The organism is Acidovorax kalamii (assembly GCF_002245625.1).
Classification (GTDB): Bacteria; Pseudomonadota; Gammaproteobacteria; order Burkholderiales; family Burkholderiaceae_C; genus Acidovorax; species Acidovorax kalamii.
The window spans coordinates 83,337-101,914 of record NZ_NOIG01000004.1 but is presented as its reverse complement, the minus strand read 5'-3'; the positions used below and the strand labels follow the sequence as shown (position 1 = coordinate 101,914).

Here is an 18,578-nt window from a genome sequence, read left to right as displayed (position 1 = left end):
TCAAGGGCAAGCAACAGCACTATCATCTTTAATGGTGAGCGATACCGTTTGTTTTACCAACTTCGAATCATAAACATCAATTGGAATCACCTTATCTGCAGTCACGCAACGAACTCCTACCGCAGAAATCGGAACAGTCACAGTCATGGTATTCGCAGCAATTACTGCAGTGGCGTGCACCGCGTCAGCGGGGCTGATCAAAGGCGTGTAAGGCGCAGTACCACCGGCAATCAAGTAAGTTACCGTAGTTGCGGTTGCACTCCGTTCGTTAACCGTTTGATTTGCAGGAGAAACTTGCAGAACATTGGAAGTTACCGTGACAGCAACAACAACAGTCTGTCCAGCCGCATCGGTGATTGCAATGTTGGAAGATCCTTGCGACAACAAGCCCACCGAAACAGAAGATCCGGATACAGAAGCACTTGCCACAGCGGTGTTGCTGGAACTCACCGAATATGGCGCAATCCCACCATTGATGGCAATCGTGTTAGACGTTCCTGCAGCCCCAGTGATACTAGTTGGAGACGTGGCCAAAGTACCCACCTGGACCGTGACAGAAACATTGAGAGTGACTCCAGTCGCATCAGTCACAACCAGCGTAATGGTACCCGCCTTAGGCTGTCCCGTGACAGTAACCGTAGAGCCCGAAATCGATGCGCTGGCAATACTAGTGTCAGAACTATTCACAGAATAAGGAGCAACACCTCCACGCACATTGAACTGCAACGATTGATTGGGCCGCAGCGTGATAGAGGTCCCAGCACTACTCGCCAACGGAACCGCTTTAGCAGTTACTGTAATTTTGACCTGCTGGACCGGCAAACTTTCATCATAAACCGTTACTGTAGAAGTTCCATCACTATTGCCTGCAATATATAAAATACCATCTGTAGACAAGCCTGCGCTGACAGATGCGTCAGAGCTAATGACCCCATAAGGAGCTTTTCCGCCGCGAACCTCAATACCCGTGGAACCGCTCGCACCAACCGGCAAACTGATCGTGTCCACTGGAGGATACACCCTCAGGGTAGCTGAAGGGCCATTCGGCGTCCCACCACCACCACCGCCACCACCACATGCAGCGATAACAGAAAATGCAATCGCCGCATATAAAGCTTTAACAAAATATCTCATAACTACTCCCCAAAGTTCACAATCTACTTCTTTAGCCCGCTATCAGAAATCACTTTTGGCGTGATAAATACCAACATTTCACGCTTCGTTGATTCTTTAGTCCGACTCTTAAAAAGGTTACCGACAACAGGAACATCTCCAATCAGAGGGATTTTATTCTCTTGATTGGTCTCCTCCATTTCAAAAATCCCACCAATCACAACAGTTCCACCATTTTCGATAAGAATCTGTGTTTTGACATGCTTTGTATCAATGGCGACCCCTTGCGTCGTCGTCTCTCCTCGACTATCCTTATTTATATCAAGGTCCAATATTATATTGCCTTCAGGAGTAATCTGGGGTGTGACTTCCAATTTCAGAACCGCCTTCTTAAAGGCCAAACTAGTCGCACCATTAGGAGCAGTTATCGAGTATGGGTATTCAGTACCCTGTTCAATAAGCGCCTTCGTTTGATCAGCCGTAATAATTCGCGGGCTCGAGACTATACGCCCCTTACCATCAGCCTCCATGGCAGACAACTCTAAAGTGAGAAATCTATTCGCAGCCGAATTAAATATAGAGAGCGCAAAACTACCGACGCTGCTGACATTCGAAAGACTAGCTGGAAGGTTTACAAAATTTCCATTAGTGCTTGTAGTACCACCCGCTCCACTAGACGCGACAGCATCACTGTACGATGTCCCAAAAGCAACGCGATTGTTACCACCAAGACCATACCCACCATCTCCTCCACGATTCGCACGGAGATCCGAGCCCCCAAGACGCACACCCAAAGAGCGCCCAAACGAATCTCGCGCTTCCACAATGCGGGCTTCAATCAAAACCTGCCGAACAGCAACATCCAGACTCGCGAGCAGAAGCCGAACCTCTTCCAGCTTACTAGGAGTATCAGTCACAAACAATTGATTGGTTCGCGGTTCTGAGATTGCACTACCACGCTCTGATAGAAAGCGGGTACCAACCCCACCACTGCCAGACGCCGAGGTAGTGAGTTGCGTCAAAATATCTGCGGCCTTAGCATAGTTTAATTGATAGGCCTGCGTCTTCAGTGGCTCTAATTTTTGAATTGCCTGTGCGGCTTCAAAATCTTTTTTCGTACGCGCATCAATCTCATCCTTGGGAGCAATCCATAGGACTGATCCCGTCTTTTTCATCCCAAGCCCCTTAGCATCCATAATTATTTGGAGCGCCTGATCCCAAGGTACATCCTTGAGCCGCAGGGTAAGGGCCCCGGAGACAGTATCAGAAGTTACGATGTTGAAATTTGTAAAATCCGCTATCACCTGAAGAAGTGAGCGAACTTCGATATTTTGAAAATTCAACGAGAGCTTTTCACCAGAATAGCCAGGCCCTTGCGTTAGTTTACTAAGATCGACCTTCTTTTGCCGCACTTCTATTACAAACTGGCTGTCGCTTTGGTAGGCGCTATGCTCCCAATCTCCCACCGATTCAATAAGCATGCGAACACGCTCACCAACTTGAGTGGTTGTGACCGTCTGTACAGGGGTACCAAAATCAGTGACATCAAGACGCCGCCTCAATCCTTCGGGGAGCGATGAACGCATGAATTCAACAGCTATCCCTCTGGACTGCTGCTGCAAATCTACCCCCACCTGATTACTCGGCAAATTAACGACAATCCTGCCCGAGCCATCGGCGCCACGTCGAAAATCGACATCCCTCAATGGCAAAACATCGCCGTTCTGCGCATCTGAAAAATGAATAACAGAGGAAGCCCCCCCCCCCGCCCCTGCTACGGGATCCAACGACACAACCAAAGCTTTACCTTGGATCTCAGTTCGATAGGAAGTTGCAGCTTTAAGATTCAAGACAATTCGCGACCGCTCCCCCGCTTGAACCACATTCACCGACTTAAGATTACCAAGATTAACTTCGTAGGCTGATTTTCCAGTCGCGTTACCAACACCATGAAAATCTAGAGCCACACGCGCAGGCGATTGCGTTGCAAACCCTGTAGGAGCTGTCACAGGAGACTGATCAAAATCAATCTTCAAAACTTCAACGCCACCCTGCACGCTTGCAGAAATCGCATTGATAACGCCCTGGGCTGCGGCACTCACGGACATAATCGCAATAGAAACGCCTACAGCAACACTGCGGTAACGATTCACAAAAAAGCCATTATGATGTTTCATTTTTTCCCCTCTTGCAAATCAAGCGATACCGAGCGCTCTATCCAATCCCCAGTTGCATCTTGCGCGATTTCACGCAGTTGAATTGAAGTTTCCGTTATTCCAACGATTTTTCCATAGTTTTGTCCCAAATAGCCTCCAACTCTTACTTGATAGATAAGATTGTCGACCTTCAGCAAGGCTGTAAGAGTCCCTGTTTTGTTAAGACTCCCCACCATCGCCATAGCATCCAAGGGAAACGATTCAAGAGGCTCTTTGCGTCGAGTCATCTCAGGAGCGATAAGCGCAGCATTAGAGGCGACTTGCGTTGAATCTCGCCGCAATGCCTGGGTCAGCTTCACCTGATTGAATGGCTCAACCCCCCCCCCCTGCAAATAGGATTCCGGAACGAATTTTTTCGGCTCAGTCAAAGGCGTAACCGTAGGTTTCGTATTGGCTCGCTGTTCGGCCATCCACACGCGCAATTCATCCTCACCTGACGGAAGACAACCAGCCAGCGCCAAAACAGGCAGAATACCGAGCAGACTCCGCGTTAATATTCTCATTTAGCCCCTCCCGCCCGCTTCTGAGCCTGCACCTCTTCAGGGTCCAGATATCTAAAAGTGCGAGCAGTAGCCTCCATACTCAATGCATCACGAGTACCAGGTACTAGCGTCAAATTATTCAGCGTCACAATACGTGAAAGGTGAGCGATATCTGATGCGAAAGCACCAATATCATGGTACTTACCCGTCACACGAATGGATATAGGCAATTCAGCATAGTAGTCTTTCGCAACGACCTGCCCGGGTCTAAAGAGTTCAAACTGCAAACTTCGCCCCAATCCGGCCTGATTGATGTCCGACAACAACGCAGCCATTTCAGCCTTACTGGGCAATTGCTTTTCCAACTGAATAACGTATTGCTGGATCTGCTCCCTCTGCTTTTTTAACGCATCCAGGCTCACCGCCTTCACCAGTTTTTTCTGGTAATCCGTTCGCAACGCAACCTCTTTGCTTCGCTCACCATCCAACTCGACTTCAAAGTCTTTCAAAAATGCAAACCAAGCAACAATAGCCACCGCACCTGCAATAAAAAGACACAGGAGACTTTTAGGCAAAACTGGCCACAACGATGGGTCTTTAGCATCTAAGTTTTTGAATTGCCGCTGAACCGAGTCCATCCGCTGTGCAAAGCTAACCGATTTTTCCTTCTTATTAGCCATACTACTTACCTCCCGACGACGCAGCAGCACTCGCCGCAGCCATCACCTTTTGGGCTTCACTCGCACGCACTAATTGAAACCTCAAATTAAACGAGGATACCCTCCGTTGATCACGCTGACTCAGCGAGACCGTACTTGCAGTGATCTCACCAAGCTCTGGCTTAGCCAGCCAGGGGGTATTACTAGCCAGATTTCGCAGCAATTCGGATATCCGCTCATTCGACTGAGCCATCCCCTGCATGGCGATTGTTTGCCCGCTCTGCCTAATTGCAGTGATGTAAACACCGTCCGGAATCTGATTAACGAGTTCCGTCAAAAGATGGACTGGCAAATTTCTATCCGACTGAAGATCCTCAACAGCCTTTTGGCGCGCGCGCAGGGCTGCGATTTCATCTTCGATAGACGCGATTTCCTTAATCTGCCCTTCAAGAATCTTAATTTCCTGTTGCAGGAAACTATTTTTGGCCTGCTGGTCGGCAATCATCATCTGGAACCACCAATAAATAGCCCCAGCTATCACCAAACCAAGGAGGAACGACGCAAACATGGTGGCCTGGAAGGCCTCTTTGCGGCGCTTCCGCGCCTCCTCTCGGTGGGGAAGTAAGTTAATCAGAATCACTGCAGGAACCTCCGCATAGCCAAGCCGCAAGAGGTCAAATAGGATGGGGCTTCACGCACCATCTTTTTGAGCCGAACGGAACTTCCTATCTCCATCCCGTCGAATGGATTGACCGCACTGCAGGCAAACCCCGTCTGCTGAGTAACTGCCTCCGTGAGCCCCGGCAAAGGCGCCGACCCCCCCGCGAGCATGATGTGATCAACACGGTTGTGTGGCGTACTGGTGAAGAAGAACTGCAATGCACGGCCAATTTCTTGGGCCATGCTATCGACGAAAGGACGAAGAACGGCCGACTGATAGTCTTCAGGAAGATCGCCGTTGCGTTTCTTACCTTCGGCTTCTTCCACCGAGAAGCCATATTGACGCACGATCAATTGCGTCAGTTGAGCCCCGCCAAAAGCCTGGTCCCGGTCATACAAGACCTCCTCGTTCCGGATGACCTGCATGCTGGTAGTCAGCGCGCCCACCTCGAACAAGGCCACCATGGCATCAACGCCTTTATTAGGGAGCGCTTCAATCAAACGCCCCGCAGCCAAACGCGACGCGTGGGACTCGATATCGACCACCACAGGCTTCAAGCCCGCAGCCTCTGCCAGGCCTTGCCTGTCCTGGACTTTTTCGCGCCGTGAAGCGGCGATGAGTACGTCTACATCACCAGGCGCATTCTTGCTGGGCCCGATCACGCAAAAATCCAGACTCACTTCGTCGAGCGAGAAAGGAATGTACTGATTGGCTTCGGATTCGACCTGAACCTCAAGCTCCTGCTCGGTCATGCCGCCCGGAAGCGTGATCTTTTTGGTAATGACAGCAGATGGCGGCAGCGCCAGAGCGACGTTTTTTGTCCTCGTTCCGCTCTTCTTGACGAGTCGGCGCAGCGCGTCAGCGACTTCGTCGAATTTTTCGATGTTGCCGTCCGTGATCCAGCCGCGCTCCAGCGGCTCGATGGCGCAACGCTCTAGAACCAGACCGCCTGCCTTATCACGCCCCAACTCCACCAGCTTGACACTGGAAGAACTGATGTCGATTCCCAGCAGCGGAGCAGACTGGCGACTGAACAAAGACCCCATTGAGATCAAGATTGGTCCCCTGTAACTTGCCAAAATGAGGCAACAAAACTTAACACTTCACATGAATGCTATCAGTAAGATAGTTCTCCAGCAAAGATTTTTCCCGTTGTAACGCCTGCGGAGCGTTGCCAAAAGCAGACGAAATTTCGGGGTTCGGCAATACCGTTCGACAAGGATCATGCGCCTTTCGGCGGCACCGGAATCGCCTGGATTTGAGATTCAAGGGAAGCCAGGGCAGACATTTTTATAATGGACTGCCTTACCCTTTCGGAGCGATATGCCGCCCTCCCCCTCGAAGTCGTCCGACAAGTCGGACACAGCCTCCACCCGCACCCGCTCCACCTGGCTTCGCTGGCTTCTTCGCATCACGCTGTGGATGACCGGGTTGGCGGCGGCTGCGGCGGTCGGGCTCGCACTGATCATCGCGGTGGCGCTCGCCGTGGCCTACCCCAACCTTCCCGACATTTCGGACCTGGCCGACTACCGGCCCAAGCTGCCGTTGCGCGTCTATTCTGCTGAAGGGGCCTTGCTGGGTGAGTTTGGTGAGGAGCGCAGAAACCTCACGCCGATCGAAGACATCCCGAAAGTGATGAAAGACGCCGTTTTGGCCATTGAGGATGCTCGCTTCTTCCAACATGGCGGCGTGGACTACAAAGGTGTGGTGCGCGCAGGCCTTGCCAATTTGGGCCGCGTGAAAAGCCAAGGGGCATCGACTATCACAATGCAGGTGGCCCGCAATGTTTATCTGTCGTCAGAAAAAACATTTACCCGCAAAATTTACGAAATCTTACTGACATTCAAACTAGAGCACTTACTGACCAAGGATCAGATTCTTGAGATTTACATGAATCAGATTTTCTTGGGCAATCGAGCTTATGGTTTTGCCGCCGCCTCCGAGGCCTATTTTGGCAAACCGCTGAAATCACTGTCCATTGCAGAAGCCGCGATGTTGGCAGGATTGCCCAAGGCCCCCTCGGCCTACAACCCCATCAGCAATCCCAAACGGGCCCGGGTCCGCCAGCAGTACATCATTGAGCGGATGGAAGAGAACGGCTTCATCACCGCGCAGCAGGCCGCCGAAGCCAAGAAGGAAGAGTTGAAGATCCGTACCGGCCCCGACAACACGCGGGTGCATGCGGAGTACGTGGCCGAGATGGCCCGCCAACTGATCTTCACGCAGTACGGCAATGAGGCCTACACACGCGGCCTGAACGTGTACACCACGCTGAATGCCGCCGAACAGGAAGCCGCTTACAGCGCTTTGCGCCGAGGGATCATGGACTATGAGCGGCGCCAGCAGTACCGAGGCCCCGAAAAATTCGTGGCTTTGCCTACTGCACCGCAAGAAGTCGAGGATGCGATTGACGACGCTCTGGCCAACCACCCGGACAACGGCGACGTGCTCTCGGCCGTGGTGCTGGAGGCCACGCCGCGCAAAATCGTTGCAGCGCGCGCCAACGGGGACACACTGGAAATCACTGGCGATGGCCTCAAGCCCGCGCAGTCCGGACTCAGCGACAAGGCCCCGCCCAACATCAAGATCCGCCGAGGCGCCGTGATACGCGTGGTCAAGACGCCCAAGGGCGCCTGGGAGATCACGCAACTGCCTGAAGTCGAAGGTGCCTTTGTAGCCCTGGACCCTCGCAACGGCTCCATCCGTGCGCTGGTGGGGGGATTCGACTTCGACAAGAACAAGTTCAACCATGCCGCGCAGGCGTGGCGCCAGCCGGGCTCCAGCTTCAAGCCGTTCATCTACTCCGCCGCCCTTGAAAAAGGCTTCACTCCGGCCACTGTCATCAACGACGCGCCGCTGTTCTTTGATGCCGGTGTGACCGGCGGCCAGCCCTGGGAGCCCAAGAACTACGACGGCAAGTACGACGGCCCCATGAGCATGCGCACGGGCCTGGCCAAGTCCAAGAACATGATCTCGATCCGCATCCTGCAGGCCGTAGGCCCCAAGACAGCACAGGAGTGGGTGGGGCGTTTCGGCTTTGATCCTGAAAAGCACCCCGCCTACCTGACCATGGCGCTGGGAGCAGGCTCCGTCACACCGCTGCAGATGGCGGCCGCCTACTCGGTGTTTGCCAATGGGGGCTATCGCGTGAACCCCTGGCTGATCACCAAAGTCACGGACCACAAGGGCCGGGTGATTTCCGAGACCACACCGCCGGTGACCAGTGAACAGCCTCGGGCCATCGAAGCCCGCAATGCCTTTCTGATGAACAGCCTGCTGCAGGAAGTCACCCGCACCGGGACGGCTGCCCGTGCCCAGGCAACTCTCAAACGCCCGGACCTGTACGGCAAAACCGGCACCACCAACGACTCGGTGGACGCATGGTTTGCTGGCTACCAGCCCACCATCGCAGCCGTCACCTGGATCGGCTACGACACGCCCCGCAACCTGGGCAGCCGTGAAACGGGGGGCGGACTCAGCCTGCCCGTGTGGATCAGCTTCATGGAGCGCGCCCTCAAGGGCGTCCCCGTGATGGAGCCCACCGTGCCTGCAGGGGTGGTCAATGTGGGTGGCGAGTGGTTCTATGACGAGTACGCCCGCAGCGCAGGCGTGTCGAGCGTGGGACTGGAAGACCAGCGCTCCACATCACCGGCGGTCACCCCCCAGGCGCCACCGCCTTCTGAAGAGCGCAGCCGCATCCTCGACCTGTTCCGCAACTGACGGAGCGCCTCCTGCGCAACGGCTGCGTTGATGCTGTGGAGCCCAGAGCACTCTCCCGCCCAAACCAGGAGAACAAGAGGCGGGTGTCTACCCGGCACCCGACCGACGCTTCACGGGGCGTCGGTCACTTGGACGGGGCTGTCGCCTACAGGGCGGCAAACTGCAGAGGCAACCCGGACTGCTGGGTGGCGTCCCAGCTCAGGCACGCGAAGAATTCGCCCGCGCCTTTGGTGTCCTGCCATGCACTGCCGTCAAACCGGTAGTGATACCCCCCCGAACGGGCCGCCATCCAGACCTCGTGCAGAGGCTTTTGCAGGTTGACAACGATCTGGCTGCGGTTGGGAAAAGTCAGCGTCACCATCCCCCCCGACCGCTGAGCATCCACATCGGCATCCGTGGTGTCGTTGATGCGATCACAGCTGCGCTCGACGGCAAGCAGCAGTTGTTCGGCGTGGTCCATGAATTCGAGGTCGGTCATTACAATTTGCGCATGTTGAAAGCTCCCCAAATTCTAGTCAGGACACTTGTCCTTGCTGCCAGTGCGGCAGCCCTGCTTGGCTGCGGACAGCGGGGGCCCTTGTACCTGCCGACAGGGCCCGCTGCAGGCCAGCGCGCCACGCTGCCGGAAACACTCACGCCCAGCAGCGGCGCGGGCACAGTGCAGGCGCCTGCTGCCGCAGCCTCTGCTCCCCGCTGACGCAACTGGTGCAACGCTCCGCCGCCATGAGGCGCCAATGCAGCGCCGCTTGATTTCGATCAAGTACAAACCCTAGGGGCACTCGTACAGTCTGCGCTTTATTGCACCGCAGGATGGCCATGGCCCTGGAACTCTACCGCGACAAGAATCACGCTTGCCTGATGTTCACCGACCTCATCGAGGAGGACGGCCAGGCCGTGCAGGCCAATCAGTTTTTGATCGTTGACGACGACACGGGCGCCATCATCGACCCGGGCGGCAACCTCGCCTTCAACGAACTGTTCATGGGAATGACCAAACACTTCCCGCCCCACAAGCTGTCGTACCTGATCGCCTCGCACGCCGACCCGGACATCATTGCCTCGCTCGACCGCTGGATGACGAGCACCAAGGCCAACCTGGTGATCTCGCGCGTGTGGGAGCGCTTTGCGCCGCACTTCACCAAGGTGGGCAAGACCGAGAACCGCGTGATCGGCGTGCCCGATGGCGGCGGCCACCTGCCCCTGGGCCGCCACGAGTTGGTGCTGCTGCCTGCGCACTTCATGCATTCCGAAGGCAACTTCCACTTCTACGATCCGGTCAGCCGCATCCTGTTCACGGGTGACCTGGGCGTGTCGATGATGTCGGGCGCCGAGGCCCGTGTGCCGGTGACCGACCTCAAGGCGCACATTCCTCGCATGGAGGGCTTCCACCGCCGCTACATGGTGTCCAACAAGATCCTGCGCCTGTGGGCACGCATGGCCCGCCAGCTCGACATTGCCATGCTGGTGCCGCAGCATGGCGCCCCCATCATGGGCAAGGAAGCCATCAACGACTTCTTTGAATGGATCGAGAACCTGATGTGTGGCATTGACCTGTTTGATGACCGGGCCTACCAGATCCCCACAGCCTACATCGACCCCGTGACCCGGCAGATGCGCCCGGCGCTGCGGGCCGTGAACGCATAAAGCTGTTGCATTACAAGGAAAAATGGTCGTCTCCGCGCACTGGGCAAGCGAAGATAGCTATTAAATATATAGCAAACGATCCACAGCGCTAAGGCAGGCGCGCTGGAGTGCCACGCTCGCGCGGGGTGGTGGCCAAGCCGGGCTGCGGCCTGCGCCAGCGGTGCCAGACACGCCAGCCCAGCAGCACCGCAAGGATGGCGGCGTACAGCGCCACTTCAGCAAAATCGTTCTTCCCGGCACGCATCCAGAAGAAGTGCAGGATGGCCAAACCCGCCACCGCGTAGACCGCGCGGTGCAGCGCCTGCCAGCGCTTGCCCCCCAGCGCCTTGATGGCCCGGTTGAACGAGGTGCCCGCCAGCAGCGCCAGCAGCAGCAGTGCCAGCGATCCGACCAGGATGAACGGCCGCTTGGCGATGTCGCGCAGGATGTCTGCCAGGTCAAAACCCATGTCAAACCAGGCATAGCTCAGCAGGTGCAGCACTCCGTAGAAAAACACGAACAGGCCCAGCATGCGCCGAAACCGCGCCAGCTGCGGCGTGGCCGTGAGCACGCGCAGCGGCGTGACGGCCAGCACCAGGCACAGCGCTCGCAGCGTCCAGTCGCCCGTGGCGCGGATCAGGGCCTCTGCAGGGTTGGCGCCCATCTGGTTGGTGGCAGTGGCCACCACCAGCCAGACCAGGGGAAACAGGCACAGCACAAACACCAGGGGTTTGGCGGCGGGATGGAGCAGGAGTTTGCGCATGGGGATCGGTGCCTGTTCTGGAGGCCGCAGCCCCCAGTCGGAAGGCCGGGCCAGAAGACAGGGCCCAGAGAACGTCAGGCAGTCACCAGGGATCAGTAGAACTTCTTGAGGTCCATGCCCGCGTAGAGCTGACCGACCTGGGCTTCGTAGCCGTTGAACATCAACGTCTTGCGCTTCTTGGCGAACAAGCCGTCTTCACCAATACGCCGCTCGGTGGCCTGGCTCCAGCGCGGGTGGTCCACCTCGGGGTTCACGTTCGAATAGAAGCCATATTCCTGCTTGGCCGCCTTGTTCCAGGCGGTGCCGGGCTCCTTCTCGACGAAGCGGATCTTGACGATGCTCTTGGCGCTCTTGAAACCGTACTTCCAGGGCACCACCAGGCGCACCGGCGCTCCGTTCTGGTTGGGCAGCACCTCGCCATACATGCCAAATGCGAGCAGTGTGAGCGGATGCATGGCCTCGTCCAGGCGCAGGCCTTCCACATAGGGCCAGTCGAGCACACGCGAACCGACGAAGGGCATGGTCGCCTTGTCGGCCAGGGTCACGAACTCCACGTACTTGGCGCTGCCCTGCGGCTCCACGCGCTTGATGAGTTCCGCCAGCGAATAACCCACCCAGGGGATGACCATGGACCAACCCTCCACGCAGCGCAGCCGGTAAATGCGCTCCTCCTGCGCGCTGAGCTTGATCAGGTCTTCGATGCCGTACTTGCCGGGCTTCTTGACCAGCCCTTCCACGTCCACCGTCCAGGGGCTGGTCTTGAGCGTGTGGGCGTTGCGCGCCGGGTCGGCCTTGTCGGTGCCGAATTCGTAGAAGTTGTTATAGGTGCTCGCGTCTTTGTAGTCGGTGAGCTTTTCCATCGTGGCCGCGCCCGCCACGGTGGACTTGGCACCCGCCAGCGCAGCCAGTTTGTTGGGCCGCACCACCTGGGCTTGCTGCGCCAGCGCCTCGCGGCCTGCCCAGGCCGCCATCGCGGCACCTGCCGCGCCGCCTGCCATGAGCTTGAGCATCTGGCGGCGTTCTTCGTAGACCGCGCGGGGCGTGATTTCGGAGGGGTGGGGGTGGTTGAAACCCGAATCGCGCGGGGGGATCAGCATGGGGAGGCTCCGGTCGTGGTCTGGTGGAAACAGCTGCAGCGGTAGAGCAGCACAACTGTTAGTTCGTTCCCTGGACCGCGCAGGTTACACCGACGACACAATAGTTGCCGACGCCTGCGCCAATGCCCGACCGGGCCCTCACCCCATCACAACGTGCCGTAGCTGTGCAGGCCGCTCAGGAACATGTTCACCCCCAGGAACGCGAAGGTGGTGACCGCCAGCCCCACCAGCGCCCACCAGGCGGACACCGTGCCCCGCAGGCCCTTCATGAGCCGCATGTGCAGCCAGGCGGCGTAGTTGAGCCAAACGATCAGCGCCCAGGTCTCCTTCGGATCCCAGCTCCAGTAGCCGCCCCAGGCCTCGGCCGCCCACAGGGCACCCAGCACAGTGGCGATGGTGAAGAACGCAAAGCCCACGGCGATGGACTTGTACATCACGTCGTCCAGGATCTCGAACGAAGGCAGGCGCGCCGCGATGCGCTTGCGGCCCAGCAGAATGCCCGCAACGATGAGCGCGGAGATGCCGAAGTACACCATCCAATAGCTGCCGCCATTCTCGGTCGCGCCCTGGCGGAACACGATGGGCTCGAAACACAGCACCACGCCCAGCAGCCACAGCGGCGCCAGCTTGTACCAGCGGGTTTCGGCGGCCTGCTGCTTGATCAGGTAGGCAAAGGCCACCATGGCCGCCAGCGCAAAGGTGCCATAGCCGATGAAGTTGGCGGGCACATGCAGCTTCATCCACCAGCTCTTGAGGGCAGGCACCAGGGGCTGGATCTCATGCGCCTCGCGCACCACGGTGTACCAGAGCAAGAAGCCCACAGCCGCACTCACCACCAGCATCACAAAACCGCCCAGCGCGCGCGTGTCGTACTGCTCTTCGTAGTAGAGGTAGAACGCTGCCGTCATCCAGCAGAACAGCACGAACACCTCATACAAATTGCTCACCGGGATGTGGCCGATGTCGGGCCCGATGAGATAGCTTTCGTACCAGCGCACCAGCGTGCCGATGAGCGCCATGGCCACCGCCACCCAGGCGATGCGCGAGCCCAGCATGCCCATGGTGCGGCCCTCGCCGCGCGAGAACATGCCGATCCAGTAGAACGCGGTGCTGATGAAAAACAGCATGCTCATCCACAGGATGGCCGACTGGCTGGAGAGGAAATACTTGAGGCCGAACACCGTATCGGCCCGCGCCAGGTTGCCCGCCCCGTCCTGCTGGTACAGCCCGATCGCCATCAGGGCCACGGCCGCCACAACGAGCAGCAGCACCCGCAGCGGGCGCCAGAACCAGCACAGCCAGATCGTGCAGGGAATGGTCCCGAGCAGGATGCCTTTTTCGTACCCGTCCATGAAGCTGCCGTAGCGCTGCAGCGCATAGAGCCCTCCCACGGTCACGATGGCAGCAAACAGCCAGTCCAGCCAGTTGCGGCGGGCAAAGAAGCCCTCGTTCAGGGTGATCGTCGTGGTGTTCGAAGAAGAGGTCGCGGTGTTCATGCAGTACCTTCGCGGGGCGAGGCCCCGATCAGTTTGTGTGCGAGCTGTGCAAACTCCTGGTCACTGTCCAGCGTCTTGCGGTTGGTGGACAGCGCCATGGTGGCGTGGGTACGCCCTTCCTGGGGGGCCACCCACACCCATACGCGCCGCTCCCGCACGTACAGCATGGCAAAAATGCCCAGGATCAGCAAGGCGCAGCCCAGATAGACAATGTTCTTGCCAGGGGCGCGGGCCACCTGGAACACGCTGGCCTGCACCTGGGTGAAGTCCTTGAGTTCGAACGCCAGCGGCGCAGGGTAGATCTGCGCGTCTGACAGCGAGAGCACGGCCTGCGTCATGAAGCCCTGGGTGCGGTCATCGTGCTGCAGCGGCGCCTGGCCCGCCTGCTTGCGCGCGAGCTGGGCCACCTCGAACAGTGTGCCATTGAGGATGCGCACCAGCACCTCGCCCGCCCGCGCACGCTCGGCCTCGGGCACATTGGCTTCCATGAAGTCCGACACCGCCTGCAGGCCGCCCGTGGGCTTGCCATCGACCATGCCCTGGCCCGCAAACAGCGCCAGCGCGCGGGATGCCGAAAGGCGCAACTGCTCGGCCAGCTCGGGGCGCGACGAATCCATGGCCTGGGACACATAGCGGCGCACGGCCTGCTCGCGCGCATCGGGGTCGGCCAGCAGGGCCTTCATGCGCAGGAACCCGTCCATGCTGCCGTTGTCGTCTGCGGGCACGCGCAGGTAGCGGAAGGGGTCGGCAGGCGATTCGCGCACGCCCAGCAGGAACACTGGCACACCATCGCCCGTGTCCACCGGCAGCATGTAGTTGTGAAACTCACGCGCCTGGCCGGCGGCGTCGCGCAGCTTGTAGGTCACGCTCGGGCCCACGTTGCGCAGCTCTTTTTTGGTCACGGTCTTGTTGGCAGCCCCCAGGCGGGACTCCACCGATTCGCGCAGGTCCACCTTGCGCACATCGGCGCCGCTGCTGCCAGGGCCCGCACCGCCGAAGTTCTCGACGTTGATGGTACGCAGCGCCGTGAACTCCAGCGTCAGCGTGTCGCTGCCCGGACCGCCACCCTTGTTGGTGAGCTGGGTGGAGCCGCCCACCACACCTTCCACGTCAAACGGCTTTGCCCCCGCCACCATGGGTGCGGCACGCAGTTTGAGGTGCGAGCCCCCGTCGTCAAAGCTCGACTGGTAGATCTCGATGCCTTTGTAGCTCGCGGGGTGGTTCACCTCGACACGCGCGGGTGTCTTCTCGCCCGTGGCCTTGTCGTGGATCACGATCTCGCTGGCAAACAGCTTGGGCATGCCGGTGGAGTAATGCTCCACGATGAACTTCTTGAGTTCGATGGCGAAGGGCAGGTCCTGCAGCAGCACGCCGTCGGACTGGTTCAGGATGGCCGTGCTCGACTGCGTGCCCTCGGCCACCAGCAGGTTGCCCCGGAAGGTAGGGTTGCGCTCGGACAGCCGGTGCTCGGGCTTCACATCAGCAATCAGCCCACCGCCCTGGTAGGGCGTCTTGCCGCCCAGCAGCATCTGGGCGCGCACGATGAGGTCGCCGTCGAGCAGGCCACCCACGCACACCAGCACGATGGCACTGTGCGCCGCGATGTAGCCGATCTTGTTGGCCGCACCCGCCTTGGCCGCCACCATCCAGCCCGTGCCGGGGCCTGCGGCGGTGTCGCGCTGCTGCAAGCGCACCTTCCAGCCCCCACCGGCCAGCAGGGTGCCGATGCGGCGTGCCTCGGCCTCGGCCGATTCGGGCAGGTCAGCCTGTGCTTTGTGGTGGAAGGCCTTGAGGCTTTGTTCGCGGATGTTTTCCTTGTAGGCCTTGAGGTCCACCAGGATCTTGGGCGTGTTGCGAGCAATGCACAGCGAAGTGCTGATCACCAGGAACGCGAGGATCAGCAGGAACCACCATGCGCTGTACACCGCGTTGAGCTGGATGGCGCCAAACAGCTCGGCCCAGAACGGCCCGAACTGGTTGACGTAGTTGACCGCAGGCTCGTGCTGCTTGAGCACCGTGCCGATCACCGAGGCGATGCAGATCACCGTCAGCAGCGAGATGGCGAACCGCATGGAGGACAGCAGTTCGATCCCGGCGCGCCAGGCCTGGGAACCAGACTGGATGCGAAGGCCTTGGGTGTTGTCGGACATGGATGAAACGGTGTCTGCGAAGCGCGAAAGAAAAAGGGCGGGACCATCCGTGGAGATGGACCCGCCCTTTTTGGGGTTGTTATTGGCGGTAGGTTCCGTGCGGCCCGGTTCAAAAAACCTCAAGGGGCCCCGGTTTGACGAAGATCAATCAGCGCAGGCCGGCGATGTAGTCCGAGACGGCCTTGATTTCCTTGTCGTTGAGCTTGGCGGCCACCTGGGTCATCTGCAGGCTGTTGTTGCGCGAACCGTCGCGGAACATGTTCAGCTGCGACACCGTGTAGTCGGCATGCTGGCCCGCCAGACGAGGGTACTGTGCCGGGATGCCCGCACCGTTGGGGCTGTGGCAGCCTGCGCAGGCAGCGATGTTGCGGTCGGCAATGCCGCCACGGTAGATGCGCTCGCCCAGGGCGACCAGGTCCTTGTCCTTGGCGAAACCGGCCTTGGCGGGCTTGGAGGCCAGCCAGTAGGAGATGTTGCGCATGTCGTCGTCCGACAGGGCGGCCGCAAAGCCCTTCATGACGGCGTTGTTGCGCTTGCCCGACTTGAATTCCTGCAATTGCTTGACCAGGTACTCGGGGTGTTGCTGCGACAGCTTGGGGTTGGCCGCGATGGCCGAGTTGCCGTCGGCGTTGTGGCAGGCCGCACACACGGCGGTGAAGCTGGCCTCGCCCTTGACGAGATCCGGCTTGGCCACCTTGGGGGCGTCGCCCGCCGCGTAGGCCGAGAAAACAGGTGCTGCCAGTGCGGCAGCCGTCAGCAAGGAGGCGAGCAACTTCATATCGAGGGTGTATGTTTATGTGCGCAAAACCGCGCGATTCTACAATGAGGCTTCCTCGCATCCCAATTTCTCATGACGACTTCCTCCATCGCGCCAGTTGCTGGCTCCCTTCCGCCCGCACCCGACGCCAAGATCGCCATGGGCTGGATGCACACGGCCAGGTTCCTGACCACGGCCGCCCAGTTGCACCACCTGCCGCCCATCGACGTGCCCGAAATCGCCTTCGTGGGCCGCTCCAACGCGGGCAAATCCACCTGCATCAACACGCTCACACAGCAAAAGCAGCTGGCGTTTGCCTCCAAAAAACCCGGCCGCACACAGCACATCAACCTGTTCTCGCTGGGCAAGCAGGGCGTGACCGACGCCGTGCTTGCCGACCTGCCCGGCTATGGCTATGCCGCAGTGTCGCGCTCGGACAAGGTGCGCTGGCAGCAGGTGATGGTGAATTACCTGGTCAGCCGCACCAGCCTCACCGGCATCGTGCTGCTGTGCGACCCGCGCCTGGGCCTGACCGAGCTGGATGAAGCCCTGCTGGAAGTTGTGCGCCCCCGCGTCGAAGAAGGCCTGAAGTTCCTCGTGGTGCTGACCAAGGCCGACAAGCTCACCCGCGCCGAACAGGCCAAGGTGCTGTCGATTACGCGACTGCACGCGGGCGGCGGCGAGGTGAAGATGTTCTCGGCCCTCAAGAAACAAGGGGTGGACGATGTGGCCCAGCTGCTGTGGCAGTGGGCCCACCCGGTGCGCCCTGCGGCAGAGCCCGAAGCCGCCGAAGCCGATGCACCGCCTGCCGGGGCAGACGCCGCCCCTGAAAATTCAGACAAAAACAGCCTCTAGCGCTTGCCCATCATGCGCCAGAAGCTATTTAATTGATAGCAGACACGCATGATCCAACAGAACGCCGTCCCCCTTCCGCATGGCATCACCCTGCACTGCCGCACCAGCGGCATGGCGGGGCGCCCGGTGCTGCTGTTCCTGCACGGGTTTCCCGAGGGGGCCTTCATCTGGGACGAGCTGCTGCTGCATTTCTCCCGCCCCGAAAACGGCGGCTACCGCTGCGTGGCGCCCTACCTGCGCGGGTTTGGCCCGTCCAGCAGCCCGACCGAGGTAGAGGCCTACCGCGCCAGACACCTGGTGCAGGACCTGGTTGCGCTGATCGCCCACGAATGCCCCGGCGGCGCGCTGGAATGCCTGGTGGCGCACGACTGGGGCGGCGCCGTGGCCTGGAACCTGGCCAACCAGCAGCCGCAGCTGATGAAGCGGCTGGCGATCATCAACTCCCCCCATCCCGGCGCCTTTGTGCGCGAGCTGGCGCACAACCCGGCCCAACAGGCGGGCAGCCAGTACATGCACTTCCTGTGCCGCCCGGACGCCGAGGAGCTGCTGGCGGACAACGACTTCCGCCGCCTGTTCGGCTTTTTCGACGACCCGCACGGCCGCGCGCCGGCCTGGCTCACCGACAGCGTGCGCGCCCAGTACCGCGCGCTGTGGAAGCAGGGCCTGACCGGCGCCTGCAACTACTACCGCGCCAGCCCCATCCGCCCGCCACGGGATGGCGACCCGGGCGCACAGGCCATCACCTTGCCCGAATCGATGCTGACGGTGGAGGTGCCCACCCTGGTGCTGTGGGGCATGGACGATCCGGCCCTGCTGCCCGGGCTGCTCGACGGGCTGCCGGGCTGGGTGCCTCGGCTGCAACTGCAACAGATAGAAGCCGCTTCGCACTGGATCGTGCACGAGCACCCGGAGCGCGTGGCCCTGGAGTTGCAACGCTTTATTCATCAAAAAGCATAGCTGCCAAGGCATGCAGGACGCGCGGAATC

General features: G+C 59.3%; 17 protein-coding genes. 5 read left to right on the top strand and 12 right to left on the bottom strand.

What is annotated here, in order from left to right:
* From CBY09_RS23595 to CBY09_RS03485, 6 genes are read right to left on the bottom strand one after another with little or no spacing between them, the layout of a single operon-like run.
* The gene (locus tag CBY09_RS23595; RefSeq protein ID WP_133066231.1) at positions 1-1,134 is read right to left on the bottom strand and encodes a hypothetical protein; all 1,134 of its coding nucleotides are present in this window, start codon (positions 1,132-1,134) and stop codon (positions 1-3) included.
* A 23-nt stretch (positions 1,135-1,157) separates the two neighbouring features.
* On the bottom strand, positions 1,158-3,290 hold the full coding sequence (locus CBY09_RS03505; RefSeq protein WP_094286478.1) for a type IV pilus secretin PilQ: 2,133 nt from the start codon (positions 3,288-3,290) through the stop codon (positions 1,158-1,160).
* Complete coding sequence (locus CBY09_RS03500; RefSeq protein WP_094286476.1) at positions 3,287-3,832, bottom strand: pilus assembly protein PilP; 546 nt, start codon at positions 3,830-3,832, stop codon at positions 3,287-3,289. The genes CBY09_RS03505 and CBY09_RS03500 overlap by 4 nt, the downstream gene beginning before the upstream one ends.
* Entirely contained in the window at positions 3,829-4,491 is a 663-nt protein-coding gene (locus tag CBY09_RS03495) for a type IV pilus inner membrane component PilO (RefSeq protein WP_094286474.1), read from the bottom strand. The genes CBY09_RS03500 and CBY09_RS03495 overlap by 4 nt, the downstream gene beginning before the upstream one ends.
* Before the next feature lies 1 nt (position 4,492).
* Positions 4,493-5,110, bottom strand: coding sequence for a PilN domain-containing protein (locus CBY09_RS03490; RefSeq protein WP_094286472.1), 618 nt, complete (start codon positions 5,108-5,110; stop codon positions 4,493-4,495).
* Positions 5,107-6,186, bottom strand: a complete 1,080-nt coding sequence (locus tag CBY09_RS03485; RefSeq protein ID WP_094286470.1) for a pilus assembly protein PilM — start codon at positions 6,184-6,186, stop codon at positions 5,107-5,109. Before CBY09_RS03485 ends, CBY09_RS03490 begins: the two co-directional genes overlap by 4 nt.
* 268 nt (positions 6,187-6,454) lie before the next feature.
* On the opposite strand from CBY09_RS03485, the gene CBY09_RS03480 reads away from it, so the two are divergent.
* The gene (locus CBY09_RS03480) at positions 6,455-8,851 is read left to right on the top strand and encodes a penicillin-binding protein 1A (protein ID WP_094286468.1); all 2,397 of its coding nucleotides are present in this window, start codon (positions 6,455-6,457) and stop codon (positions 8,849-8,851) included.
* A 145-nt stretch (positions 8,852-8,996) separates the two neighbouring features.
* On the opposite strand, the gene cyaY is transcribed toward CBY09_RS03480, so the two are convergent.
* On the bottom strand, positions 8,997-9,329 hold the full coding sequence (gene cyaY, locus CBY09_RS03475; protein WP_094286466.1) for an iron donor protein CyaY: 333 nt from the start codon (positions 9,327-9,329) through the stop codon (positions 8,997-8,999).
* 12 nt (positions 9,330-9,341) lie between these two features.
* Here cyaY and lptM point away from each other — a divergent pair, with 12 nt between their 5' ends.
* Together lptM and CBY09_RS03465 are read left to right on the top strand one after the other, a co-directional pair.
* Positions 9,342-9,548: an LPS translocon maturation chaperone LptM gene (lptM, locus tag CBY09_RS03470; RefSeq protein WP_094286464.1), complete on the top strand. Its 207-nt coding sequence runs from the start codon at positions 9,342-9,344 to the stop codon at positions 9,546-9,548.
* A gap of 119 nt (positions 9,549-9,667) precedes the next feature.
* The gene (locus tag CBY09_RS03465) at positions 9,668-10,495 is read left to right on the top strand and encodes an oxygen-binding di-iron domain-containing protein (protein ID WP_094287955.1); all 828 of its coding nucleotides are present in this window, start codon (positions 9,668-9,670) and stop codon (positions 10,493-10,495) included.
* A gap of 88 nt (positions 10,496-10,583) precedes the next feature.
* Here CBY09_RS03465 and CBY09_RS03460 read toward each other — a convergent pair whose 3' ends face one another.
* The 5 genes from CBY09_RS03460 to CBY09_RS03440 all read right to left on the bottom strand — a co-directional run bounded on the left by CBY09_RS03460 (position 10,584) and on the right by CBY09_RS03440 (position 16,758).
* Positions 10,584-11,237, bottom strand: a complete 654-nt coding sequence (locus CBY09_RS03460; RefSeq protein WP_094286462.1) for a protein-methionine-sulfoxide reductase heme-binding subunit MsrQ — start codon at positions 11,235-11,237, stop codon at positions 10,584-10,586.
* Positions 11,238-11,329: 92 nt separating this feature from the next.
* The gene (gene msrP, locus CBY09_RS03455) at positions 11,330-12,334 is read right to left on the bottom strand and encodes a protein-methionine-sulfoxide reductase catalytic subunit MsrP (RefSeq protein WP_094286460.1); all 1,005 of its coding nucleotides are present in this window, start codon (positions 12,332-12,334) and stop codon (positions 11,330-11,332) included.
* Between the two features lie 146 nt (positions 12,335-12,480).
* The gene (gene ccsB / locus CBY09_RS03450) at positions 12,481-13,830 is read right to left on the bottom strand and encodes a c-type cytochrome biogenesis protein CcsB (RefSeq protein WP_094286459.1); all 1,350 of its coding nucleotides are present in this window, start codon (positions 13,828-13,830) and stop codon (positions 12,481-12,483) included.
* Positions 13,827-15,980: a cytochrome c biogenesis protein ResB gene (locus CBY09_RS03445; protein WP_094286458.1), complete on the bottom strand. Its 2,154-nt coding sequence runs from the start codon at positions 15,978-15,980 to the stop codon at positions 13,827-13,829. Before CBY09_RS03445 ends, ccsB begins: the two co-directional genes overlap by 4 nt.
* A gap of 148 nt (positions 15,981-16,128) precedes the next feature.
* Positions 16,129-16,758, bottom strand: a complete 630-nt coding sequence (locus CBY09_RS03440) for a c-type cytochrome (RefSeq protein WP_094286456.1) — start codon at positions 16,756-16,758, stop codon at positions 16,129-16,131.
* A 72-nt stretch (positions 16,759-16,830) separates the two neighbouring features.
* Between CBY09_RS03440 and yihA the strand changes: the two genes are divergently transcribed.
* A complete protein-coding gene (gene yihA / locus CBY09_RS03435; protein ID WP_094286454.1) occupies positions 16,831-17,592 on the top strand; it encodes a ribosome biogenesis GTP-binding protein YihA/YsxC in 762 nt (253 codons plus the stop codon).
* 48 nt (positions 17,593-17,640) lie between these two features.
* Positions 17,641-18,549 carry an alpha/beta fold hydrolase gene (locus CBY09_RS03430; protein WP_094286452.1) on the top strand — a complete coding sequence of 303 codons (909 nt, stop codon included), beginning with the start codon at positions 17,641-17,643 and terminating at the stop codon, positions 18,547-18,549.
* The last annotated feature ends 29 nt before the right edge of the window (positions 18,550-18,578 follow it).